Origin of the sequence: Afipia birgiae 34632 (genome assembly GCF_000308295.2) — a bacterium.
Classification (GTDB): Bacteria; Pseudomonadota; Alphaproteobacteria; order Rhizobiales; family Xanthobacteraceae; genus Afipia; species Afipia birgiae.
The window spans coordinates 713330-734818 of the sequence record NZ_HG326652.1; the positions used below are offsets into that span (position 1 = coordinate 713330).

The window sequence follows — 21489 nt, forward strand, 5'->3', positions numbered from 1 at the left end:
CAGGTGCTGGGAGTGAAGAGACTGGAAGGGCGCCCGGTGATCTGGGCGATGTGTCTGGCGCAACTCGGGAGCCTGCTTCCGCACGTTGTTGTGCCGTCCGTGCTCGCGCAGTTTCTCATTCCCGAATGGCGTCTCAGCGGCGCCGAAGCCGGGCTTCTGGCGGGCTCCTATGCCGCCGGTTACATGCTCGCCGTGCCGGTCCTTGCCACGCTAACCGACCGCATCGACGCCCGCACGATCCTTATTGCCGGATCGCTGCTCAGTGCGTTCGCGACGATGATGTTCGGGGTCTTCGCACAAGGACTGTGGTCAGGGGCGGCCATCTGGGGCATCGCGGGCATCGGCTTTGCCGGAGCCTACATGCCGGGCCTCAAGGCGCTGACCGACCGGCTGGCGCCCGGCGATTCATCGCGTGCCGTGACCTTCTACACGTCGGCTTTCTCGTTCGGTGTCGGACTTTCTTTCCTGGTCTCGCAGCTTGTCGCGGAACGCTGGGGCTGGCGCAGCGCGTTTGTCGTTACCGCGGTGGGCCCGCTGGCGATGATTGCGGTATGCCTGTTTCTGCGGCCCGTGGCGCCAAAACCGGCCTCGGGGCGACTGCTCGATTTCGCTCCTGTGATCAGCAACAGACCGGCCATGGGCTATGTGCTCGGCTACGGTGCGCATTGCTTTGAGCTCTACGGCATCCGGACATGGCTCGTTGCGTTCTGGACGTTTGTCTCCATGCAGAATGCCGGCTCTGCGATCCTGTCGCCGGTCGCCGTCAGTGTCGCCTTTTCGATCATAGCCATGCCGGCGAGCATTTTAGGCAACGAGATGGCGCTCAAGTTCGGTCGCCATCGTGCGATCATGGCCATCATGATCGCGTCGGCCGGTGTTGCCTTGGCGATTGGATTGTCTGCCGACAAGTCGCCGTGGATTCTGCTGCCGCTCATCGCCCTGTATGCACTGACGGTTCCTGCCGACTCCGGCGCGTTGACCTCCGGCATGACCATGGCGGCAAATCCGGATTATCGCGGCGCCACCATGGCGATGCATTCGACGGTCGGATTTGGCCTGTCGGCTTTGGGATCATGGGGCGTTGGGATGGCGCTCGATGTTGCCGGTGGGCCGGCCAGCGCGTCCGCATGGACCGCCGCCTTTGTCCTGCTGGCCGCCGGAATCATGCTTGGACCTCTGGCGCTCTCCTGGTCACGGCGGGCGCCCGCGCAATCCAGTTAGCCTCCGGGCCCGCCGGCGCTCAGCGGATATTCGGCCCGAGGGGTGCATCCGTGCGGCTGCCGGTCTTGATCGGCGCCGTGAGCGGCCGGAATGTTCCATTGCTGGCCCGCACCGGGTGGCTGCCCGGAAGGCGTGCCAGGCTCCGATGTCTGCCCGCGGCGGAGATGTCAGTGCGCCGGGTCTTGCTGGAGAGCGGCATGTTGGGCGGCGTCTGCAACATGACGACAGACATTCGCCCCGCTTGCTTCTGTTGCATTAGCCAGACCGAACGGATGGATCGCGGAGCGTCATGCGGCGGAGTGTCTGCCGCGCCGAACATGAAGCCGCCCGGCGTTTTCGCGGCAACGTTCGGGCCGTGGATCCAGTACGGAACCCACTGAGCGGGGTCGGTGATGGTCTTTGGCCGGTCCGGTGTCGCGGGAACGACGTGAACGATGCGATAGCCGCGCTCTTTCAGTTGCTGGAGGATCACGGGCAGGGCGGCTTGGGTTCGCGCCTGGATGTCGTGTAGCAGCAGAACGCCTTTGCCTTTTGCCTCAAGCCGCGACAGTGCGAAATGGGCAACCTGTGCCGGCGAAATTCGACGCCAGTCGTCAGCGGGGAAATCGGCGCTCCAGTTCATGATTCCGCGGCTGTCGAGTGCCGCCTCGACCGAGGCGCTCCGGCGCAGCCCGGGAACGCGGAAGAACGGCGCAAGCAGCGAGGGATCGCCGAGGGCAGCGGCCACGTGGGCAATGCCGTCATCGATTTCGGCAGTCATGCGCTCGGGTGGCAGCTTGCCGAACTGGAACGGGTGGTTCTCGCTGTGCGTGCCAATGGTGTGCCCGGCGTCGTGGATGCGCCGAACGCCCTGCGGAAACTCTTTGGCCATGCGGCCGACCACGAAGAACGTCGCCTTCACGCATTGTGCGGCGAGAGCGTCGAGGATGGCATTGGTGTGAGCCGGAAGCGGACCGTCGTCGAAGGTCAGGACCACTTCGCGGTCTTCGAGCGGCAGCGTTTCGCCATACTGCATGGTGCCGATACGCGGGTGCTCTTTCGGGTCCACGACAATAGTGCGCGACGTGCCGAGCGCAGTTGGATTGCCGGGACAGTCTGCAGCGTGAGCCGGCGGGGTGCCGAGCCAAGCTGCGGCAGTGATGACCGTCGTCAGGATCGCGGTGCGGATTCCGGAGGTGGTTCGGCGCATTGAAAACCTGTGGGCACGGCGTGAGACTGACGGGCTTACCGTCAGGTCTGTGAACAGCGTATTAATTCGGGCGCCCCGGAAGCTATCGGTCATTCAAGGAACTCCTGACCGGCCGCGGCGCGACCAGATGAACGACCTTGTAGCCGTTGCGCCGGAGATGTTGCAGGAACGCGGGCAACATTTTGGCTGTCTGTGCCTTGGTGTCATGGAGAAGAATGATCCCCTTGCCCCGGTTGTCGAGGCGTTCGATCAACTGGTTCAATTGCTGCTCCGGAGTCATGGGATTCCAGTCGCTGGCCCACAGATCCGCGCCGAAAACCGCGATCCCGCGTGACTGAAGGCTGCTCAACAGGGAGGGCGTTGAGGCGAAGCCTGGAAAGCGGAAGAATGGCGTGGAGGGTATTCGCCGGGCTACGCCGTGCAGCGCCATTTCGTCGGCAGCGATCCCGCGGTCGATCTCCTCGATCGCCTGTGACTCGCCGATCCGATCGAGTGGCCGGTGCGACCATGTGTGATGGCCGATGGTGTGGCCAGCAGTTGCAATCCGTTTGACGATGTCGGGATTGGCTTCTGCGTTCCTGCCGATCAGAAAAAATGTTGCCTGAACGCATTCGCTGGCCAGTGTGGCCAAGACCTTTGCCGTTGTCGGCGGGAAGGGGCCGTCGTCGAACGTCAGCACGACTTCCCTGTCTGCCAGTGGCAGGGATTGCGGGAAGCTCTTGAAGCCGACACGCGGAAATGCCCGCGGGTCGACCGTCATGACACGGGAGGTGCCGAGCGCGTCCTTGCGCGGACAGTCGGCGGCGTTGGCTACCGATATCGACGCGATGAGAGAGAGCAGCACGATTCTAGGCACGATCATGACAAATTCCCGGATGCGATATTCGCGCGCCGCACATTTAGCATTGCGTTCGATTATGTCGATTACGCAATGGCGGAAACGCACACGCAATTCGGCAGACTTCGATTGCGCTGATACAGTCTTATTGGCGGCGTGCTTCTTCCAATGACGATTCACGCTGCCCGTTTTTCGCATAGGTTCCCTGCGCTCAGCGGGTCGCTGGCCACATCTGTGCCTCATTATCGCCATCTGCCCCAATAAAACACGCTGAGTCGCTTGCCGCGAAACGCCTATGTTTCAGCGGCTTTTTACAATATCGCGATCAGGGCGATGTGCCGTGCGTGGCCGGCCCGACGCAAAATCTCCGGAGTTAAGAATTTTGATTAGAACAGTTACCGCTGTGGCGGCGCTTTGCGCGTTGTCGTCAATCGCCGAAGCGCGCGTTCGCACGCCGGCGGTTTCGCCCGAATGCAACATCACGATGCCATGCATCGGAGTCGACAATCCGGTCCACGCGCGTCAGCGCAGCCAGCGCAAATCCGCACCGGCATATTTCACGGCGGAATCGGCCGCGCCTCGCTTGAGCAGGCGGCAGCAGCGGGCGCTTGAGCGCGCGCAGCGCAACGTTGAGCGGTCACCGCGAGTGGCCGAACGCGCCTCCCATGCATCGGAAGGATACTCCTCAGGCCTCGTCGGCCCGTTGCAGGCCAAGCTCGCGTCGATTCAGGCAGCATGTCCGGGCACGCACGCGATCTCTGGCATCCGGCATACGCGGATCGCGGGGACGCGACGGATGTCGCTCCATGCTCAAGGCAAGGCCGTCGACGTGCGCGGTCCGTATGGCTGCATCTACGCGCAACTCAAGGGCTGGGATGGCGGCTACTCGACCGACGCAGGGCGGGTGAAGCACGTCCATATTTCTTACGATCCAGGCGGCGGCCGCGAAATGGGCCTGCGGTTCGCCCACGGTGGCGGACGCCGTTCATGGCGCGAAGCCACCGCCCGCATGCGATAGCCTTACCGGCTCAAGCCGTCCGGAGGGATCGACTTTCCGGACGGCAAGGCTTCTTTGTTAACCTGCGATTAACCACGTTGGGCCGACCCTCCTGAACTGCGGAGGGGTGCACATGCAGCGGCTACGGCTGAAGGCGGATGGGCGGATTGTCGAGCTGCTGGACGGGCGGGAAACGCCGCTGGTCCCCGACATGCCCGACAGCGCGCCATTGCTCAAAGCGACTGCTGTGCCAGCCGTGCGCGATCTGCGCCTTCGCGCCAAACTGACGCAAGCCGAATTCGCCACGCGTCTCGGCGTTCCTCTTGAGACCATTCGTAACTGGGAGCAGGGCAAGCGCTCGCCACGCGGGCCGGCGCGGGCGCTGCTGACTGTGATTGCGCATGAGCCTGACATGGTTTTTGCCGCGCTCGCGCGAAGGGAGTGATTGAACCGCTGCTGTGCGGCTCACGGTATCTCCACAGAGTCCAACGACGGGAAGACGCGCTGAGGCATGACATGCAGACGGTTGAGGCGAATGGCGCCAGCATTCCGGCGATAGGTCTCGGGACATGGGAATTGCGTGGGCGCGCTTGCGCGCGTCTTGTCGAACAGGCATTGCGTCTCGGCTATCGTCATATCGACACTGCGCAGGTCTATGAGAATGAACGTGAGGTCGGCGAGGGAGTGCGCGCCTCCGGCATCAAGCGCTCCGATGTGTTCGTGACGACCAAAGTCTGGACGACGCATTTCGCCCCAAATGATCTGTTGCGATCGACCAAGGAAAGCCTCGCGCGTTTGCGCATGACGGACATCGATCTGCTTCTGTTGCACTGGCCTAATCCGCAGGTGCCGCTGGAAGAGACGCTGGGCGGGCTTGTCGAGGCCCGGAAGCTTGGTCTCACCCGGAATATCGGGGTGTCGAATTTCACAGTGGCTCTGATGGAGGAGGCGGTCGCAAAGGCTGCGGCGCCGCTGGTCTGCAATCAGGTCGAGTATCATCCCTATCTGGAGCAGCATAAGGTGCTGGCGGCCTGTCGCGCCAACGGCCTTGCGCTTGTCGCATACAGCCCGGTCGCAAAAGGGCGGGTCAAGAATGCGGAGGCGCTGAACCGCATCGGCGCGCGTTATGAAAAAACTGCGGCACAGGTCTGCCTGCGCTGGCTGATTCAGCAAGACGTGGTCGCGATTCCGCGCACATCAAAAGTCGAGCGCCTGTCGGAGAATCTCGATGTCTTCGATTTCAACCTGACCGATGATGAAATGGGCGAGATCTTTGCGATGGGGACGCGCGGCGGCCGCATCACCGATTTCGGTTTCGCACCCAAATGGGATTGAGGGCGTCTTGATCTTCCCGTGATGATCGCCCATTCAGGACGTTCATGTTTTTCACCTTGTCCAAGATACTCGGTTTCTTTGTTGTGCCGTCGAACGCGGTGGCGATACTCTGCGCGCTGGGTACCGTGCTGCTCGCGACGCGTTTCCGTAAAGCCGGATCGCGCATTCTTGCTGCTGGCGTCGTGCTGTTGCTGGTCTGCGGCTACTCGTCACTCGGCAATCTGTTGCTGCTGCCGCTGACCGAACGTTTTCCTGCGTGGAGCGCGGGAGGTCGGACGCCGGACGGCATTGTCGTCCTTGGAGGCTCGATAGATCCCGAGCATAGCCAGGCGCGGGGATCGCTCGAGATGGACGCATCAGCCGAGCGGATCGTCACGATGCTGCAGCTTGCGCGCCGCTTTCCTTCAGCGCGTATTGTGTTTAGCGGGGGTAGCCCGAATCTGCTCGAAGAACCTGTGCCAGAAGCGCCAATTGCCGGTGATCTGCTGGAGGACTTCGGGACGCAGCGTGCCCGCATCGTGCTGGAAAGCGGCTCCCGCACCACAGCCGAGAATGCGGCCTCCACACGCAAGCTGGTTTCACCGCAGCCAGGCGAGCGCTGGCTGCTCGTGACCTCGGCATTCCACATGCCGCGCTCTATCGGCGCGTTCCGAAAAGCGGGGTTCGATGTGGAAGCCCATCCGGTGGACTGGCGCACGCGCGGCTGGAGCGATGCCACGATGCCCTTTACGACATTAAGCGCGGGGCTCGCCCGCACTGACGTCGCCGCTCACGAGTGGGTCGGACTGATCGCCTATTGGGCGACAGGTCGCAGCAGCGAGCTGTTTCCGGGGCCGCGCAAAGCCAATTAGGCATGACCCCGAAAAGTGGGCACCGGTTTTCGGACCAGATCAGGCCCGGTCTTAATCGTGCCTTGGCAATCCAAGCCGATAGACCCCGCGAAAGTCATTCGGGTCGGCTGGTTTGCCCTTGCGATAGATCACGAGACGGCCGGCCTGTGCAAGCGCTACGGCGGACCTGCGGATCGGCACCAGCAACCCATGCCATTCGTCCTCGGCAGCGATCGCGTGAGCGATCTCAGGGGCGCTAAGGGTCTTTGCGCCGGCCCGTGCCAGCACGGCGAGGATTGCGTCGTCCAGCGATCCGCCATCGGCGATCTTCGAATCGGATTTGTTCATGCCCATGCCATGACGCATCGCCGCCCGCGCGGCAAGCGTGCTGGTGTGGTGGTTCGCAAGTCCGCATCATTTCTACCGCAATGAGGCGAACTTCGAATTCAGGACACTAGGCCCTATTTCGACATGGACCGATAGGCGTCGGAATCGAACTGCCGGCGCCACATCACGATCACGATGGCCAATGTGGTTGCGATCAGCACCCACGGGCTGATGAACCAGCCGAGATAACCCAGCGCGAACAGGAAGGCCCGCTGGCCGCGATTGAAGTGCCGGCCTGCCGACTGGAACAGTTTCGTGGTTCGCATGACATGCGACTGCGCTTCGGGCGTGTCGCGCTTGTCCGAGAACGGCATTGCCCCGAGCAGGATGGCGACATAGTTGAACAGGCGATAGGACCAAGAGAACTTGAAGAACGCATAGACGAAGATCACGGTGAGTCCGACGCATTTGATCTCCCATAAAGCAGGGGAGCTTCGTATGCCGAACGGCAGGGTCGCGAGTACCGACATGGCCTCCTCGGTCGATCGCAGCAGCGTCAATCCGCCGCCGATGGCCAGCAAAGTCGTCGATGCAAAGAATGCCGTGCCGTTCTGCAACGATGTCATGATCTGCATGTCGACCATCCGCGTTTCACGGTCGAGAATGCGCCGCACCCAGACCTCACGGTAGATGCTCATGCGGGCGTTGAGGCTGTTGCGTCCGTGCCCTGTGCGCTCAAGCGTGATCGCGTAGACCATCCACGCCAGGACGAAGAATGCGATCGCCACGAGGTCGGCAGTTGCAAACAGGTTCACGACTCGATGCCTTCCGAAGGATGCCGGATACGATAGAACAGGAAGCTGACTGGTGCGAAGCGGTTTTGATGCTCCCCAAGGGCTGGTTGCCTGCGGCGCGCCCGTCATGGCAAGGTCGGTGCCGCAGGGAGATCTCAATCAATGGCTTTGACGCTTGTTATCGGGAACAAGAATTATTCCTCGTGGTCGATGCGGCCGTGGATGGCACTGAAAGCGGCCGGAATTGCCTTCGATGAGATCGTCATTCCGCTCTACACAGGCGACGCCGACAAGCAGCGCATTCTCGACGTGACCCGGTCGGGCAAGGTGCCGGCGCTGATCGATGGCGATGTCACGGTCTGGGATTCGCTTGCCATCATCGAGTACGCGGCCGAGCGATTTCCGGACGCGCGTCTGTGGCCGCAGAACGTCGCCGCGCGCGCACACGCGCGCTCCATATCCGCGGAAATGCATTCCGGTTTCATGGCGCTGCGCAACGAATGCGGCATGAACATTCATCGCCCGATCCGCTCGAAATCGCTCTCTGACGATGCCAAGGCCAACATCGCGCGCATCCAGCAGATATGGACCGAGTGCCGGGCGCAACACGGCGGGCAGGGTCCGTATCTCTTCGGCAGCTTCAGCGGCGCGGACGCGATGTTCGCGCCGGTCGTCCATCGTTTCCGGACTTATGCCATTGACGTAGCGCCGCCGGTTCGTGCGTACATGGAAACGATGCTGGCGAATGCTGCCTTTCAGGAATGGACCAGCGCTGCGCTGGCCGAAGCACTGGTCATCGAGAAGTTCGAAGTCGACTGAGCCGAGGGACTGCTCCATGGGAATTCTGGACATGCTGACCAGCGTCATGGCGGCGAGGGCGGCAAGAGACTTGGACCCGGCTGTTATTCCGGTGATCCTGAGCGAGGTTCTCGGCAGTGGAAGCGACAGCGGATTAACCGCCATCGTCGCCAAACTGCAGCAAGCTGGATTTGGCGATCAGGTGAGATCGTGGATCGGTACTGGCAGCAATCTGCCGATCAGTGCGCAGCAACTGCAGGACGTTTTGGGGAACGATACCGTCAGGAAACTTGCCACCCGCTTCGGCATCCCGGTCGACCAGCTTTCGACCGTCCTGGCTCAGGTTTTACCGACGGCGGTGGATCAAGCGAGCCCCCAAGGTACGCTGCCGCGCACGGCGTGAGCTTGCCAGACTAACACACTGAACTTGCCGGGAAATTGTTCGGAGCGGCAGTGAAGGCAAAATTGCGGCGTTGCACACCGCTGGACCCTGCCTTGATGCCTACGCAAGGCCTCAGAAATGGCTATAAGGTATTGAAATATAACACGGATTGTGTCGCTTCCCGTGTGTTGGTTTATCTGGCAAATCGAGGTCCGGCATGCTATACCGTCGCAGGGCGTCAAACTGGTTTTGCCGTGACAACGGCAGGCCGCCAAAATGCGCGTATCGCGTGATGGAGTGGGTGTTGAAGCACAAGTACATCGTTGGAGAGACTGTCTATTTCACGGCAAGCAACGTGGCGCGACCAGCTGCGAGCGGAACCTACGAGGTGATCCGCCTGCTGCCGACAGACGGTGACGACTGTCAGTACCGCATCAAGAGTTCGACCGAAGCCTTCGAGCGCGTGGCGAAAGAAAGCCAACTCGCCGTCGCCTAAGATATTTCCGCGACGGAATTTCGCCGCGGTTGCGGCGCTTGGTCTGGTTCGTTGTGAAGGGGACCTCGCATGGACCGCGCCTGGGCATCATCGATCGAGAATTTTTGGCAATCGGCGAACCTGCCGATGTGGCTCACCATCGCTGCAGCGGGTTTCTTCGCAATCATTCTCCTGGTCACGCTGTTTCGCGCCGATCGATCGGTCGCAAACGGCGCGTTGACTGTTATCACGTTGCTGGCGATCGGCATTGCAGTGACTGCGATGATGCGCGCGGCTGGGAGCAGTGCCATCTCCGGGGACATCAAGTCCGCCGTACAATCGAATGCGTCGCTTCCGGCGTTGGCATGTCTTGACGGGCTTGCCGGCGAGAGCGTCGAGGCGGCCTGTGAGAAAGCGCTGTTCGCATCTGCTGACTCAATCGCCGCCGGCGTGTCCTACACCGCTGCTCAGGTTTCGCGGCTTGCCTCCTTCGGCAATGCCGCCACCGCCAATAAGGTGATGACGCCTGAATTGAACGCCTTGCGGCGGACCATCGAGCGCGATCGCTACGGACTGGTCGCCCAGGTCCTCAAGACGCGGGAGGGCTGCACGCTGACGGCGGCCTGTCCTTTCTTTCAGTCGCTCACCAACTCGGGACAAATCTCGTCCAACATGAGCGAAAATCTCTACGACAACTTTGTCGGCCGCTATGCTTCGTCGTGGAATGCACCGCCGGTCGTCACGGCCGCTGGTGCTGCAGCTGCCCCCGTGCTGGGTACCCTGCCACTGCCCGGGAAGCCTGTGTCGGGCGATTTTCCGAGTGCAGCGTCGATCCCTCCCATCAACATCATGACGCCTGAGCCGGCTGCGCAAGGCGCGCAGGCCGAACGGCGTCCATCGGAACCTGCCGCTGCATCACCTGCGCGTAGTGCGCCTGCTGCTGTGATAAATCCTCAGCCGGCACCCACTGCCGCGAAAAAGGCCGCGCCGCCACAGCCACAGAAATCGCGTGCACAAGCACCCGTGCAGCTTGCACCGCCCGCGGCGAGCGATGATAACTGATCGCTCTTCCTCCATTTGAAGCGTGATGCCGTGGCGTCGCGCTGGCGATCCCGAATATGCCGCTTCATCTCGTCAAGCTTAGCGTCGGTGCCACGTCCATCAAGGATCTCAGGGGCTGGATCGCCGAGCGCGTAAGGCAGGCCAAGGCGAAGGGCCTGCCGCCACGCCACATCCATGTGACCCGGATGTCACCCAAGCGCGTCGATGAACTTCTCGACGGTGGATCAATCTATTGGGTCATCAAGGGTGAAATCGCCGCGCGCGAAAAAATCCTCGGCATCGAGCCGTTTCGCGACAAGGATGGCATCGGGCGATGCCGCCTCGTGATGGAGCCCAAGCTGATTGCGGTGTCACCGCGGCCGATGCGGCCATTCCAGGGCTGGCGCTATCTCGATCCGAAGAGCGCGCCACCGGACCTCGGCAAGGCTGCTGCCAGCGTGGCCGCAATGCCTGAGCCGCTGCGACGCGAACTGCGCGAGCTGGGCCTGCTGTGAGTTGGGCTTGCTTTGGCTAGTTTTTGTGTGGGCGTGACTATTCAGAAAATCACGCCCTACGCCTTGATGTTGTCGATCAGGCGAGTCGTTCCGATTTTTGCCGCCACCAGCAGCCGGACCGGCCCCTCGTTCAAGGATGCGATCGGCGCAAGCGTCTCGGCGTGCCGGGCCTCAAGATAATCAAGCGCAAATCCCGCTTGACGAATGTGGTCCGCCCCATCGGACAGCGCGACCTCGAAGCCATCACCAGCGCGCATCCGCTTCGCTGCCGCCTTGAGCGTGCGAAACAGCACGGGTGCCGTCCGGCGCTGATCCGGCGAGAGATAAATGTTGCGTGACGACATCGCGAGGCCATCGCGCTCGCGGATGATCGCGCCGCCAATTACCTTGACGCCGAGATCGAGATCGCGCGCCATGCGGGTGACGACCTTGAGCTGCTGAAAATCCTTCTCGCCAAACAGGGCCATGTCCGGCTGCACCTGCGTGAACAACTTGGCGACGACGGTTGCCACGCCACCGAAGAAGTGGGGGCGGAACTTATCCTCAAGCCCTGCAAGCGCCGGACCTTCGGGAGCAATGCGGGTCGCGAAACCGTCCGGATACATCGTCTTCACATCCGGATTCCAGATCAGATCGACACCCTCTGCCTTGAGGCGCGCGAGGTCTTCCTTCCATGTACGCGGATAGGAGCCGAGATCTTCGTGCGCCGCAAACTGCGTAGGGTTCACGAAGATCGATACGGCGACCTTCTGTGCACGCCGTTTGGCGAGACGGACCAGCGACACATGGCCGTCATGGAGCGCTCCCATGGTCGGCACAAGTGCGAGTGTGGCATTGCGCTTGCCAAGTTCGGCGCGGGCGCGGTGAAGGGATGAAAGCGTGCGGGCGATGATGGGGGAACGGGTCATTCGTGCCGATGTCTGCAACGGGTGATTGTCAGGTGGGTCGCAGTCTTAACAAAGGCGGTGGTGTGCGCCAACGACCACGCACGGCTTTGCACCCCATCGGACTGCAGATTCATCATGAAGTCACAGCCCATTCGAATTTCACTTGATTCTTTCTGGACTTGGCTGAAGATATCCACAGGGGATTTGCATGCTTTTGCAGACGAGTCAGGGGCAGTCCGGGTCGGCGCATGTCGTCGTGCTGGGCAACGAGAAGGGTGGGTCGGGCAAGTCCACCACAGCGCTTCACGTTGCGGTTGCGCTGCTGAAGGCCGGGCAGCGCGTCGCCACCATCGACCTCGATTCCCGCCAGAAGAGCTTCACCCGCTACATCGAGAACCGGCGGGCCTGGGTCCAGCGCACCGGGCTCTCTCTTGAGGTGCCGCACCATTGCTGTGTCGCTCTGGGCTCGAGCATGCAGATCGACGACAACGAGATGTCGGAATTCGAGCAGTTCTCCGCGGCGGTCAGTGCAGTGGAGCGGACCTACGACTTCATCGTTATCGATACGCCGGGCACCGACAGCTACCTGATGCGGTTGGCGCATTCGATGGCGGATACGCTGGTTACGCCGATAAACGACAGCTTCCTCGATTTCGACGTGCTTGGTTCTGTGGACCCGGCGACCTATTCCGTGATTGGCGAAAGCCATTACGCAACCATGGTGAAGGTCGCGCGCAAGCAGCGCCGCGATCTCGATGGCGCGACCACGGACTGGATCGTCGTACGAAATCGCCTGTCGATGCTGGGGTCGCGAAACAAGCAGCTCATTGCGGAAGGACTCGACCAACTCTCGTTCCGGCTCGGTTTCCGGCCGGTTGATGGCTTCGCCGAGCGCGTGGTCTACCGCGAGTTCTTCCCGCGTGGCCTGACGGCGCTCGATGACCTGGACGAGGCCACACTGGGCACCCGTCCGAACATGGCCCACGTGACGGCCCGCGAGGAGGTGACGAGCCTGCTGCGCCACCTGAAGCTCCCGATCGATGAACGGGGCCGCCGCCGGGCCGCGACTCGGGCCGAATGGTTTGCCCAGGTCGACCGTCCACTGGAAAATCACGGTCTCACAGCCTAGATTTAGGGCTATCGCAGCCTGGTTCCTCGGCGGCTCCTGAGCCGGTTCCACTGCGAGCGAGCAATTCTTTGCTGAAAATGTGAACTTATTGCCGTTTACGCGCTTTGTTATTCACGCGTCATAGACCAAACGATGCGTTTCCGGTGCTTTGGCACATTTGATGCATCGCACAAATAACCGGTCTATGTCAGACACATGACGGGAAATTAAGCTGGTTTGTCGCTCGCCTGTCATCATCTAACTGGACAAGTACGAAGGATTCTAAAACACTGTATTGTGACAGAGCGGCCCGGAGGGGTTCTGGCCTGATCTGGCAACTTCGAGGATGCGATGAAACGTGGAATTTTCATCCTGCTTGGTCTGTTTGCGATCGTTGTCGTCGCATACTTCACCGCGACCAAATGGGCGATCCGTCACGAGACGCTGACGCTCTACGATTCAACGCGTGATCGTCCGATTGAAGTCGCGGTTGCTGTGCGCCGTGACAAGGAAATGCAGGCAAACGCCGGCATGCTCACTTTGCCTGTTGCCATCGTCAATCACGGCAACACCGTAAAATTCACCGAGTACTCCTTTCTCGCCAACGTGCTCGCTGCTCGCGGGTATTTTGTCGCCAGCATCCAGCATGATTTGGCGACCGATGCTCCCTTGGTCACCAAGGTGGGCGAGTTGTATGTCGGACGCCTGCCTGTCTATGAGCGCGGCGTGGCGAATATCGAATTCACCGTGAAGCAGATGACGAAGATCCAGCCGAATGCGGACTATGATCATCTGACGCTGGTTGGACACTCCAATGGCGGCGACATCTCGATGTACTTCGCCAAGATGTATCCGGAGCATGTGAAGAAGATCGTCACGCTCGATAATCTTCGCGTGCCGTTCCTCACCGAGGGCAAATTCAAGATTCTGTCGTTCCGTTCGAAAGATCCTGTGTTCAAGGCCGATCCCGGCGTCGTGCCGGATGATGACACATGTGAGCAGTCGGGGATCACCGTCGTCAACACGGGCTTCCAGCACACAGACATGAGCGATCGCGGACCTGATAATGTGAAGACATCGATTCAGGGCGTCCTCGACAAGTTCCTGGCGACCGAGAGCAAGCTTGCACCAGTCGACACCAAGAAGATCGTGGTGCCGAATCCGGGTTCTGTGGCTCAGATTGCTCCCCCCATTAACTAACCTCTGACCGCGGGTGTCCACGCCGGGTTTGTTTCCGGCGGGTTGCACGTTTGCGTGAGAACGGTTGGTAGCTGTCGACTTACCTCAAACCGCCACATTACGCTGGTGGCATGACTTTCTGCTCGCTTGAGATCACTCAATCCACGAGGTGACGGTCATGGACATCAGTAGTTTCTCCCGATCTCCCACGCTCGCGCCATCGGCGGATCATCGGACACCGCCTGTCGTCAGTGATGACGAGTGCCTGTCGCGTCTGGCGCGTGCCGTTGCCGAACATGACGATCGCCGGTTGAGCGAGGTAGCACAGCTCATAGGAAGGCTCGCGGTGCCAATCGAATAGGGTGGTGGCCATCGCCTTTTCGGGGGGTGAATGAATTGACCAATTGTCCTCCGCGCTCCACATAAGACTCGCAACTAACCGCGAGCAAAGATGACGCGCGATCCGACCATTCCAAAAACCGGCGAACAGCCTGTCTCAGGCCGCGCCCGTACCGTGCCGGACACGCAGACGTCAGCCTCCGCGGACATTGCGGCGTTTGTCGCAAAAGCTCGTGCGATGACGCCGGGTAAGGCCGGGACAGGCCGCCTGATCTTCGCTCTCGATGCCACCATGAGCCGCCAGCCGACGTGGGACATGGCGTGCCAGCTTCAGGCGGATATGTTCCGGGAGGCGGGAAGTATCGGCGGCCTTTCAGTTCGCCTCGTCTACTATCGCGGTCTGAATGAGTGTCGTGCCAGCCAATGGATATCCGATACCGCGCACCTCGCCACGCTGATGGGCAAAATCGATTGCCGGGGCGGGCAGACGCAGCTTGGCCGCGTACTCTCGGATGCACGGCGCGAGGCTGTCGCATCGGGCGTGCGTGCCATCGTGTTCGTTGGCGACGCGATGGAAGAGAGCGTGGATGCGCTATGCGCCACCGCGGGCGAACTCGGCTTGCTGAAGGTGCCGTGCTTTATGTTCCAGGAAGGCAATGATCCAACGGCGGAGGCGGCATTCCGTGAGATCGCGCGGCTGACCGGCGGCGCGTGGTGCCGCTTCGACATGGGTTCGGCGGCGCAGTTGCGCGAACTTCTCCGCGCGGCAGCCGCCTATGCCGCCGGCGGGCGAGATGCGTTGATGCGGCTGGCGAGGAACGGCTCAGGAGCGGCGGCTCTGCTCGGGCAGATGAAGTAGCGGATGCACGGCAGCGCTCGAGGGTGGTTCGCCGGGGGCATTGCCCCAACGCCAGCGGCAAAAATTCGCGGATGTCGGCATTCCTCAAAGCACGCTAGACACCTACATGAACCTTGACCGGTCAGGCCGCACCTTCGCGTGCGAACCGCGCTTGAACATGAAGAATGATTGACCCATGCCGACCCTGATCGCAGGCATCGTCGCCGTCGCGCTGCTCTACGTCGCCCTCAATATTGTCAAGGGCGCCGATCCGAAGTGGCTTGCGAAAGTCGTCCGCGCTGGCGGGGGCATTGTCACGCTGGCCGCGGCGCTGTTTATCGGCGCGAGGGGTGAGCTTGCTGTGGCTATTCCGCTCGGAATTTTCGGCGCCGGCCTGCTGGGCTGGTCGCCGTTCGGCGCCCAGCTCGGTTCGGCCTGGGGCAATTACGGCCCCGGCGCGTGGAAATCAAACGGGCAGAAGTCCAAGGTACGATCCCAGTTTATAGAGATGACGCTCGACCACGACACCGGGGCGCTTGAGGGGCTTATTACCGCCGGCCCCGAAGCGGGGCGCGTACTGGACGACTTCACGCTTGATGAACTCATTGCTCTGGCGCGGGGGTTCGATGCCGAGAGCTGGGCTCTTCTGGAAAGTTATCTGGATCGCCGGTTTCCCGCCTGGCGTGAGCACGCGCAGGGCGAAGGGGCAGGCCGGGGTGGAGGCGAGGATCGCCGTGCGGCGCCGAGCGGAAAAATGACGGCGGAGGAGGCCTATCAGATCCTTGGCCTGAAGCCGGGCGCAGGGCGTGATGAGATCAGCCGGGCGCACCGTGGGCTCATGAAGAAACTTCATCCCGACCAAGGGGGCTCGACGTACCTCGCTGCCCGTGTGAACGAGGCCAAGGACACTCTTCTTCGCAATCATCGCTGACTCCAGCACGCAACATCACGCTACAAACTGCGAGCAGCCTTTCCGTCTCTGTATTGAATGCCCCTGCGGACGCCCGCCGTTATCCGGCGTGGTCGATCCTGCAGTTAATGTTTTAGAGACCAAGTCTTGAAAAATGGTTGCATGCGCGCGTGGAGCCGCAAAAAGTTACCCCATGGCCCCACCCGAAAAGAAAAAGCCCGCGGCTTCGCCGCGGGCTTCGCTTCATCCGGACTGGATGGCCTTGCGATCAGTTTCTAATAGCGATGCAGGAAATGTCGGAGCGCTTTAGCGTGCGGCATGCCGCTTCAGCGGAATCCTGGTTGAGGCCGGCGAAGCGTGCGCGATAGAGCGTCTTGTTGCCCTTGGACACCGTCTCGGTGAACTGCTCTGCATCGCTGAGCAGCTTGCTGGCGCTGCCGCGTGCGGCACTGAGGCGCTGACGGGCTTCGTTTTCGCTTTCGAGTGCGCCAACCTGAATGATCCAGCCTGAGCGGGCGCCGGTCTTGATCGCGCCGTTGTGCTGGATCGTTTGCATCGGCTGCGCAGGCGGCAAGGTGGCTTGCTGTATCGGCTGCGGAGCCGGCTGCTGTTGCGGTACCGCGGATGTCTGAAGGGCGACGGCCTGTGCTCCCAGGGTCGTGGGCGGTGCGCCGCGTGCGGGGTCTGCATAGGCCAGCGTCTGCGCTTGCGGAGTCGATGGGGTAGGGGCAGGAGCGGAGCCGATGATGCCCTGTCCAATGCCGTTGCTGGTATTGGGCTGTGCGGGAAGCGGTGCCGGGAAGTCGCTACGCGGCTGATTATAGGCGACCGGCCATGGTTCCGCGCGGCGATCGGCCTTGGATTCGACCTTGGGCTCAACCCTGGTTTCGACTTTGGTTTCAGCCTTGGCGACAACAGTCTTTGAAGTCTCGGCGACCTCGGCCCTTTGCGGCGCCGGAATGGCGCTGGTGGCAACCGGAGCGGGAGCACCCGGTGCAGCAGACGCAACCTTCGTTTGACCCATGCGAACCTGAACCGTCTTCACGCGCACGGGAGTCATCGGTTCGGCGGAACCCGGGATAGCGGCAAAAGTCTGCGAGGCGATTACGCCGCTGGTGAGCGGTGCCGGCGCTGGCTTGTTCTGAGCTTCGGCCGCAACCTTTACCGGTGCAACCGGCGCGCGCGGCGCCGGAAGCGGGACGGGTTCCGGCGGAGTCGATGCGACCTTGATCGCGCCCTGCACCTGAACCACCGGCGCGGCGCGGGTTTTCGCTTCGATCTTTGTCTCTTCGGAATCGTCAGCGCTGGCGACCTGCGTGTCGCTGCCGCGTTCCGTGATGGCTGCAACAGTGCGCCGGGTTGCCGCCTCATCGAGATGCTCGGCGAGCAGGTTGCGCATGATGGCGTCGCGGGAGCCGCCGCTGCGTCCGCCCATCACGACGCCAACCACATAGCGATTGCCGCGCTTCATCGAGGTCACGAGGTTGAAGCCGGAGGCGCGGGTATAACCGGTCTTGATGCCATCGACGCCCTCGACGCGGCCGAGCAGCTTGTTGTGGTTGCGGATCGAGCGGCCCTTGTAGTTGAACGCCTCGGTCGCGAAGTAGCGGTAGTATTTCGGGAAGCGGTCCTGAATGGCGCGGCCGAGCGTGGCCTGATCGCGCGCGGTGGTGACCTGCTCACTATCCGGAAGGCCAGACGCGTTCTTGTAAATGGTCTTGCTCATGCCGAGCGCGCGCGCCTTGCGCGTCATCAACTTGGCGAAATCATCCTCGTCGCCGGCAATCGTTTCAGCGATGACAGCGGCGGCGTCGTTGGCGGAGCGGGTGACGAGACCCTTGATCGCGTCTTCGACGCGGATCGTTTGACCTGGCCGCAGGCCGAGCTTGGTCGGAGCCTGCTGAGATGCATGAGCTGATACGTCCATTGGGGTATCGAGCTTGAGCTTGCCGCTCTCCAGCCGTTCGAACAGCATGTAGAGGGTCATGATCTTGGTGAGCGAGGCGGGGTGGCGCAGGCTGTCGGCGCTGGTGGCCTGGAGCGTGCTGCCGGAGTTGGCATCGACGATGATGGAGGAGAAGGCGGGGCTGTAACTCGATACTGCGGCGTGGTGGCGCTTGTGACGCCGCCGGGCGTCTGCGGTGTCGACGGTAAAGGCTACGGCCACGGAGATGGTGGCGACGCCGAGAAGGCAAAGGCGAAGCGTGCGTGATGACGCTGACGATTTGACCCCAAGCATGAATTTCCCCGTCCGATTCCCAGTTTATTCGCCTCGTTCTGAGGCCAAATTTGGTCCGGCCGCAGCCAATCTTCTGGCTGCGTCGTCCATGCGAAACTGCGGCTCCAAAGGGCCGGAGCCGGACAGTCGGTGATCCGGCTAAGGTATTGGAACCGCGCAGCTTTTCGTATTCGTTCGAGAACGTGAAAAGCGCAGGGAATCAAATTAGGTCGCGACGGTTTCGAAAGGGTTAAGCAAGGGTTTCCGGAGTTTGCAGCTTTTGTCACGGATTTAAGACGATTGTGCGACGCACAATATTCTTGACTTATTTGTGCGATGCAGTACTACCAAAGTCGTGGTTAGGGAGCCGGGTACTTCCCGGCGCAGGACAACAGTCTGGGAAAAGGACACTCCGTAATGGTCAAGGTTGAAGAATTTCAGCAGTACGGCAAAGAGCAGTTCGATGCCGCAGTTGCGTCTGCCAACACGTTCTCGAGCGGCCTTCAGTCGATTGCGAATGCCTACGGCGAGTATGCCAAGAGGTCGTTCGAAGACACCAAGAGCTTCGTTGAGAAGCTGTCGGGCGTGAAGTCGATCGAAAAGGCGGTCGAACTGCAGACCGAATACGCCAAGACGTCATACGAGACGTTCGTTGCCGAGTCGCAGAAGATCGGCGAGCTTTACACCGATCTCGCCAAGCAGGCTTTCAAGCCCTTCGAAGGTCTGGTCGCGAAGGTGACCGCTCACTAATTCAAGGCTCTCTCCACTCACGAAAAAGCCCGGCTCAACGCCGGGCTTTTTTATTGCGATGAATGATCCGCCGTTCGTTACTTGGCGATACGCAGTTTCGACAGTGAGTTTCCGATTGAATCGAACGCGGCTGCGATGCCGCTTGCGCTGGTCGAAGAATAGAAATTGCCGCTGTCGGCGCAGTATTTCAGAATGGTGGATTCCGGATCGCCATCGGTGTTGACCTGAATAGTGTAGACCACGGTTGCTCCGTTCGTCTTGTTCTTGATATTGTCGCAGAGAATTTTCTGCCGCGCATCGATCGGTGATGCCGACGAGTACCAGCGATTCTGCGTATTCGCTCCGTCCGACAGCAGGATGATCGCGTCGGTGTACTTGTAGTTCGCATCCTTGGCGGGCGTCGGGAACGGATCTGTCGATTGCAGCAGCATCCACGCCCACTGCATGCCGATGCTCTGGTTGGTGTAGCCGACCGCGACGAGATTATTAATCTTGCCCTTGATGGTGCTGTCGTCCGTCGATCCGTCGGATTCGTTGGCGGTAAACACTGACGTCATCGGCAGGATCGACGAAGCGCAGTCGTTATAACTCTCGCCAAGAAACAGCGTCCCCGGGGTGGCGGTGGTCGGCGCGTCCTTGGTCGTGTCATAAGATTGGGTGCGATCTGTCACGCAACCTTTCCAGTTGTTGAGATTGCTGGCGGTCCATACCTTGCCGGCTGCGACACACGAACTCTTCGTCGTCTTGGACGATTGGCTGCAACTGCCATAACTTTTGTCCCAATCAAGCCAGGCCGCGTTCTTGTTGGCGGTGCCGACATTGACCATCACGTTGAAAGGAATGATTGACAGATACACATCGTCGACGGTTTTCGCCGACGACTTGAGTGTGTCCACCAGTTTCTTGGCTGCCGTTTTCATGGCGTCGAGTTTGCCGACGCGGTTCATCGATGCGGTGATGTCCAGTGCCATGGCGACGCGCATCCTGGTGTTACCCCAGACTGTCGTCGAACTCGCGCCGAAATCGAGGTTCGGATACCCCACGACCTTCATGAAATCGGTTTTCATGGTGGCCGACCCCGTCAGGACGACCTTGGATCCCTGACTGGTGCTCTTGGAATAACCGGCCGTCACCGCGACGTTGAGCGCCTCCGGGTGTTTGTAGAGCGCGTTAAAGTAGTCTTGTGCCCTCTGGCTGATTTGGTCGGTCGTGAGGCCCGACGCGTCCCTGGAGATCATCAGGGCAGTGGTGTCGAGGGCGGTCTGCATGGCGGTGCGGGCGTTGTTGACGCGAGCGTAATCGACGGCGGCCCCAACGAAGCCCAGGATTGGTACGATTGCGATGCCGAACATCACGGCGACGTTGCCGCCTTGCGCATCGCGGAAGTGCGCGATCGTTCCGCGGACGCGATTGAAAATCGATGCATCGTTCATGACGTCACCAGAAGAATAGGGCTCCGGGACGCGAGATAGGCTGCAGGCGTGAAGAGGTAGTAAAGTGTTGCGATGAATAACGGGTACACCTGAGAAGTAGGCGGCCGGGGATCGTGGGGCTGCGGTTTCATCGTGAAGATCGGGTTTCCCGCTTCGTTCGAATTTTACCAATTCGCCAGCCGCACAGCCGGGGCCTGAGGTGCGGGAACGTTTGAAAATGGATGCAATGTTCATTGCGGTCACCAAAAATGGGTCCTGCCATGTCGTAGAAGTGGGCAATGAAGGGGCGGTAAAAGTTGCCGTCAATCTACGTAAAATGCCCCATGAAATGGACCTTTCGGCCCCTCAATCGGTTCGTATTGTCAACAGCACTTCAACGCCTCATAACGAAATTCGCGCGATTTTGGGCGCTTGCGTTAACCATCCGGCATTGCCGTACGGGCGTCGTGCGGTTCTCCCGGCGCGATTCCAGCCAGCAAAGGCATGCTTGCGGGCGGGCGAACGGCGACCCATATTGTTAATCTGATCCGACGGCGTTTTCGTTGCCGGAAAGGTCGCTTTGTGGGGATTTTGAATTCTTAAGCCATGCTGCACTCGTCTTCATATCCGGAACCAGTCGCGGCGCCCAAGGTGTCCAGCGAACAAACCGCTAGCGCCCGCCCGCGAATGAGCAAGGATGATAGCGGCAGCGAGGGGCGGGGGGGGCAGGCACGTCCGTCATTACCAAGGTCAAGCCCAAGACCAAGCGCCCGAACCTCTACCGCGTGTTGATCCTGAACGACGACTACACTCCGATGGAGTTCGTTGTTCATGTTCTGGAGAAGTTCTTCAACAAGGACGTTGAAGCCGCGACGACGATCATGTTGCATGTTCATCATCACGGGATCGGCGAATGCGGCGTTTTTACATACGAGATCGCTGAAACCAAGGTGACGCAGGTCATGGACTTTGCGCGAAAACACCAACATCCTTTGCAATGCGTGATGGAAAAGAAGTAGCATTTGAGTCTCGTTCGGCGTGGGAACCGGATGGGGCGATGAGAATGCAAACAGGTTGCAGGAACTGATCAGACCGGACCGGACGAC

General features: G+C 60.8%; 25 protein-coding genes. 18 read left to right on the top strand and 7 right to left on the bottom strand.

Annotated elements, in window-relative coordinates:
• Positions 1-48 precede the first annotated feature (48 nt).
• Complete coding sequence (locus BN32_RS03400; protein ID WP_019196699.1) at positions 49-1221, top strand: MFS transporter; 1173 nt, start codon at positions 49-51, stop codon at positions 1219-1221.
• Positions 1222-1240: 19 nt separating this feature from the next.
• Here the strand turns inward: BN32_RS03400 and BN32_RS03405 are convergent, their stop codons facing one another.
• Positions 1241-2410 carry a polysaccharide deacetylase family protein gene (locus BN32_RS03405; RefSeq protein WP_019196700.1) on the bottom strand — a complete coding sequence of 390 codons (1170 nt, stop codon included), beginning with the start codon at positions 2408-2410 and terminating at the stop codon, positions 1241-1243.
• An 82-nt stretch (positions 2411-2492) separates the two neighbouring features.
• Positions 2493-3272: a polysaccharide deacetylase family protein gene (locus BN32_RS03410; RefSeq protein ID WP_040425922.1), complete on the bottom strand. Its 780-nt coding sequence runs from the start codon at positions 3270-3272 to the stop codon at positions 2493-2495.
• A 358-nt stretch (positions 3273-3630) separates the two neighbouring features.
• Between BN32_RS03410 and BN32_RS03415 the strand changes: the two genes are divergently transcribed.
• The 4 genes from BN32_RS03415 (at position 3631) to BN32_RS03430 (ending at position 6431) form a co-directional block, all read left to right on the top strand.
• Positions 3631-4266 carry a hypothetical protein gene (locus BN32_RS03415; protein WP_040425405.1) on the top strand — a complete coding sequence of 212 codons (636 nt, stop codon included), beginning with the start codon at positions 3631-3633 and terminating at the stop codon, positions 4264-4266.
• Positions 4267-4378: 112 nt separating this feature from the next.
• Positions 4379-4690, top strand: coding sequence for a helix-turn-helix domain-containing protein (locus BN32_RS03420; protein ID WP_019196703.1), 312 nt, complete (start codon positions 4379-4381; stop codon positions 4688-4690).
• A gap of 71 nt (positions 4691-4761) precedes the next feature.
• Complete coding sequence (locus BN32_RS03425) at positions 4762-5580, top strand: aldo/keto reductase (protein WP_019196704.1); 819 nt, start codon at positions 4762-4764, stop codon at positions 5578-5580.
• A gap of 44 nt (positions 5581-5624) precedes the next feature.
• On the top strand, positions 5625-6431 hold the full coding sequence (locus BN32_RS03430) for a YdcF family protein (protein ID WP_019196705.1): 807 nt from the start codon (positions 5625-5627) through the stop codon (positions 6429-6431).
• A gap of 51 nt (positions 6432-6482) precedes the next feature.
• Here BN32_RS03430 and BN32_RS03435 read toward each other — a convergent pair whose 3' ends face one another.
• Positions 6483-6758, bottom strand: coding sequence for a DUF3253 domain-containing protein (locus BN32_RS03435; protein WP_430641879.1), 276 nt, complete (start codon positions 6756-6758; stop codon positions 6483-6485).
• A gap of 113 nt (positions 6759-6871) precedes the next feature.
• Complete coding sequence (locus BN32_RS03440) at positions 6872-7552, bottom strand: DUF599 domain-containing protein (RefSeq protein ID WP_019196707.1); 681 nt, start codon at positions 7550-7552, stop codon at positions 6872-6874.
• A 141-nt stretch (positions 7553-7693) separates the two neighbouring features.
• On the opposite strand from BN32_RS03440, the gene BN32_RS03445 reads away from it, so the two are divergent.
• The 5 genes from BN32_RS03445 (at position 7694) to BN32_RS03465 (ending at position 10742) form a co-directional block, all read left to right on the top strand.
• Entirely contained in the window at positions 7694-8350 is a 657-nt protein-coding gene (locus tag BN32_RS03445) for a glutathione S-transferase family protein (RefSeq protein WP_019196708.1), read from the top strand.
• Positions 8351-8366: 16 nt separating this feature from the next.
• Complete coding sequence (locus BN32_RS03450) at positions 8367-8732, top strand: YidB family protein (RefSeq protein WP_019196709.1); 366 nt, start codon at positions 8367-8369, stop codon at positions 8730-8732.
• A 271-nt stretch (positions 8733-9003) separates the two neighbouring features.
• The gene (locus tag BN32_RS03455; RefSeq protein WP_019196710.1) at positions 9004-9207 is read left to right on the top strand and encodes a hypothetical protein; all 204 of its coding nucleotides are present in this window, start codon (positions 9004-9006) and stop codon (positions 9205-9207) included.
• Positions 9208-9276: 69 nt separating this feature from the next.
• Positions 9277-10248, top strand: coding sequence for a hypothetical protein (locus BN32_RS03460; RefSeq protein WP_019196711.1), 972 nt, complete (start codon positions 9277-9279; stop codon positions 10246-10248).
• A gap of 56 nt (positions 10249-10304) precedes the next feature.
• Positions 10305-10742, top strand: coding sequence for a DUF1489 family protein (locus BN32_RS03465; RefSeq protein WP_019196712.1), 438 nt, complete (start codon positions 10305-10307; stop codon positions 10740-10742).
• Between the two features lie 56 nt (positions 10743-10798).
• Here the strand turns inward: BN32_RS03465 and panC are convergent, their stop codons facing one another.
• Positions 10799-11650: a pantoate--beta-alanine ligase gene (panC, locus tag BN32_RS03470; RefSeq protein WP_019196713.1), complete on the bottom strand. Its 852-nt coding sequence runs from the start codon at positions 11648-11650 to the stop codon at positions 10799-10801.
• Positions 11651-11837: 187 nt separating this feature from the next.
• On the opposite strand from panC, the gene BN32_RS03475 reads away from it, so the two are divergent.
• The 5 genes from BN32_RS03475 to BN32_RS03495 all read left to right on the top strand — a co-directional run bounded on the left by BN32_RS03475 (position 11838) and on the right by BN32_RS03495 (position 16024).
• Positions 11838-12758 (top strand): division plane positioning ATPase MipZ, encoded by a 921-nt coding sequence (locus tag BN32_RS03475; protein WP_019196714.1) that lies wholly within the window; start codon positions 11838-11840, stop codon positions 12756-12758.
• Positions 12759-13088: 330 nt separating this feature from the next.
• A complete protein-coding gene (locus tag BN32_RS03480) occupies positions 13089-13937 on the top strand; it encodes an alpha/beta fold hydrolase (RefSeq protein ID WP_019196715.1) in 849 nt (282 codons plus the stop codon).
• A gap of 157 nt (positions 13938-14094) precedes the next feature.
• A complete protein-coding gene (locus BN32_RS27530) occupies positions 14095-14277 on the top strand; it encodes a hypothetical protein (RefSeq protein ID WP_082757980.1) in 183 nt (60 codons plus the stop codon).
• A gap of 90 nt (positions 14278-14367) precedes the next feature.
• On the top strand, positions 14368-15114 hold the full coding sequence (locus BN32_RS03490; protein ID WP_019196717.1) for a vWA domain-containing protein: 747 nt from the start codon (positions 14368-14370) through the stop codon (positions 15112-15114).
• A 175-nt stretch (positions 15115-15289) separates the two neighbouring features.
• Positions 15290-16024: a DnaJ domain-containing protein gene (locus BN32_RS03495; RefSeq protein WP_019196718.1), complete on the top strand. Its 735-nt coding sequence runs from the start codon at positions 15290-15292 to the stop codon at positions 16022-16024.
• A 247-nt stretch (positions 16025-16271) separates the two neighbouring features.
• Here the strand turns inward: BN32_RS03495 and BN32_RS03500 are convergent, their stop codons facing one another.
• A complete protein-coding gene (locus tag BN32_RS03500; protein WP_019196719.1) occupies positions 16272-18242 on the bottom strand; it encodes a D-alanyl-D-alanine carboxypeptidase in 1971 nt (656 codons plus the stop codon).
• A gap of 396 nt (positions 18243-18638) precedes the next feature.
• Between BN32_RS03500 and BN32_RS03505 the strand changes: the two genes are divergently transcribed.
• Positions 18639-18971, top strand: a complete 333-nt coding sequence (locus BN32_RS03505; RefSeq protein ID WP_019196720.1) for a phasin family protein — start codon at positions 18639-18641, stop codon at positions 18969-18971.
• Positions 18972-19048: 77 nt separating this feature from the next.
• Here the strand turns inward: BN32_RS03505 and BN32_RS03510 are convergent, their stop codons facing one another.
• Positions 19049-20404 (bottom strand): TadE/TadG family type IV pilus assembly protein, encoded by a 1356-nt coding sequence (locus BN32_RS03510; protein WP_019196721.1) that lies wholly within the window; start codon positions 20402-20404, stop codon positions 19049-19051.
• 217 nt (positions 20405-20621) lie between these two features.
• On the opposite strand from BN32_RS03510, the gene BN32_RS26685 reads away from it, so the two are divergent.
• Entirely contained in the window at positions 20622-20930 is a 309-nt protein-coding gene (locus tag BN32_RS26685; RefSeq protein WP_152343896.1) for a hypothetical protein, read from the top strand.
• Between the two features lie 193 nt (positions 20931-21123).
• On the top strand, positions 21124-21402 hold the full coding sequence (gene clpS, locus BN32_RS03515; RefSeq protein ID WP_051488433.1) for an ATP-dependent Clp protease adapter ClpS: 279 nt from the start codon (positions 21124-21126) through the stop codon (positions 21400-21402).
• The last annotated feature ends 87 nt before the right edge of the window (positions 21403-21489 follow it).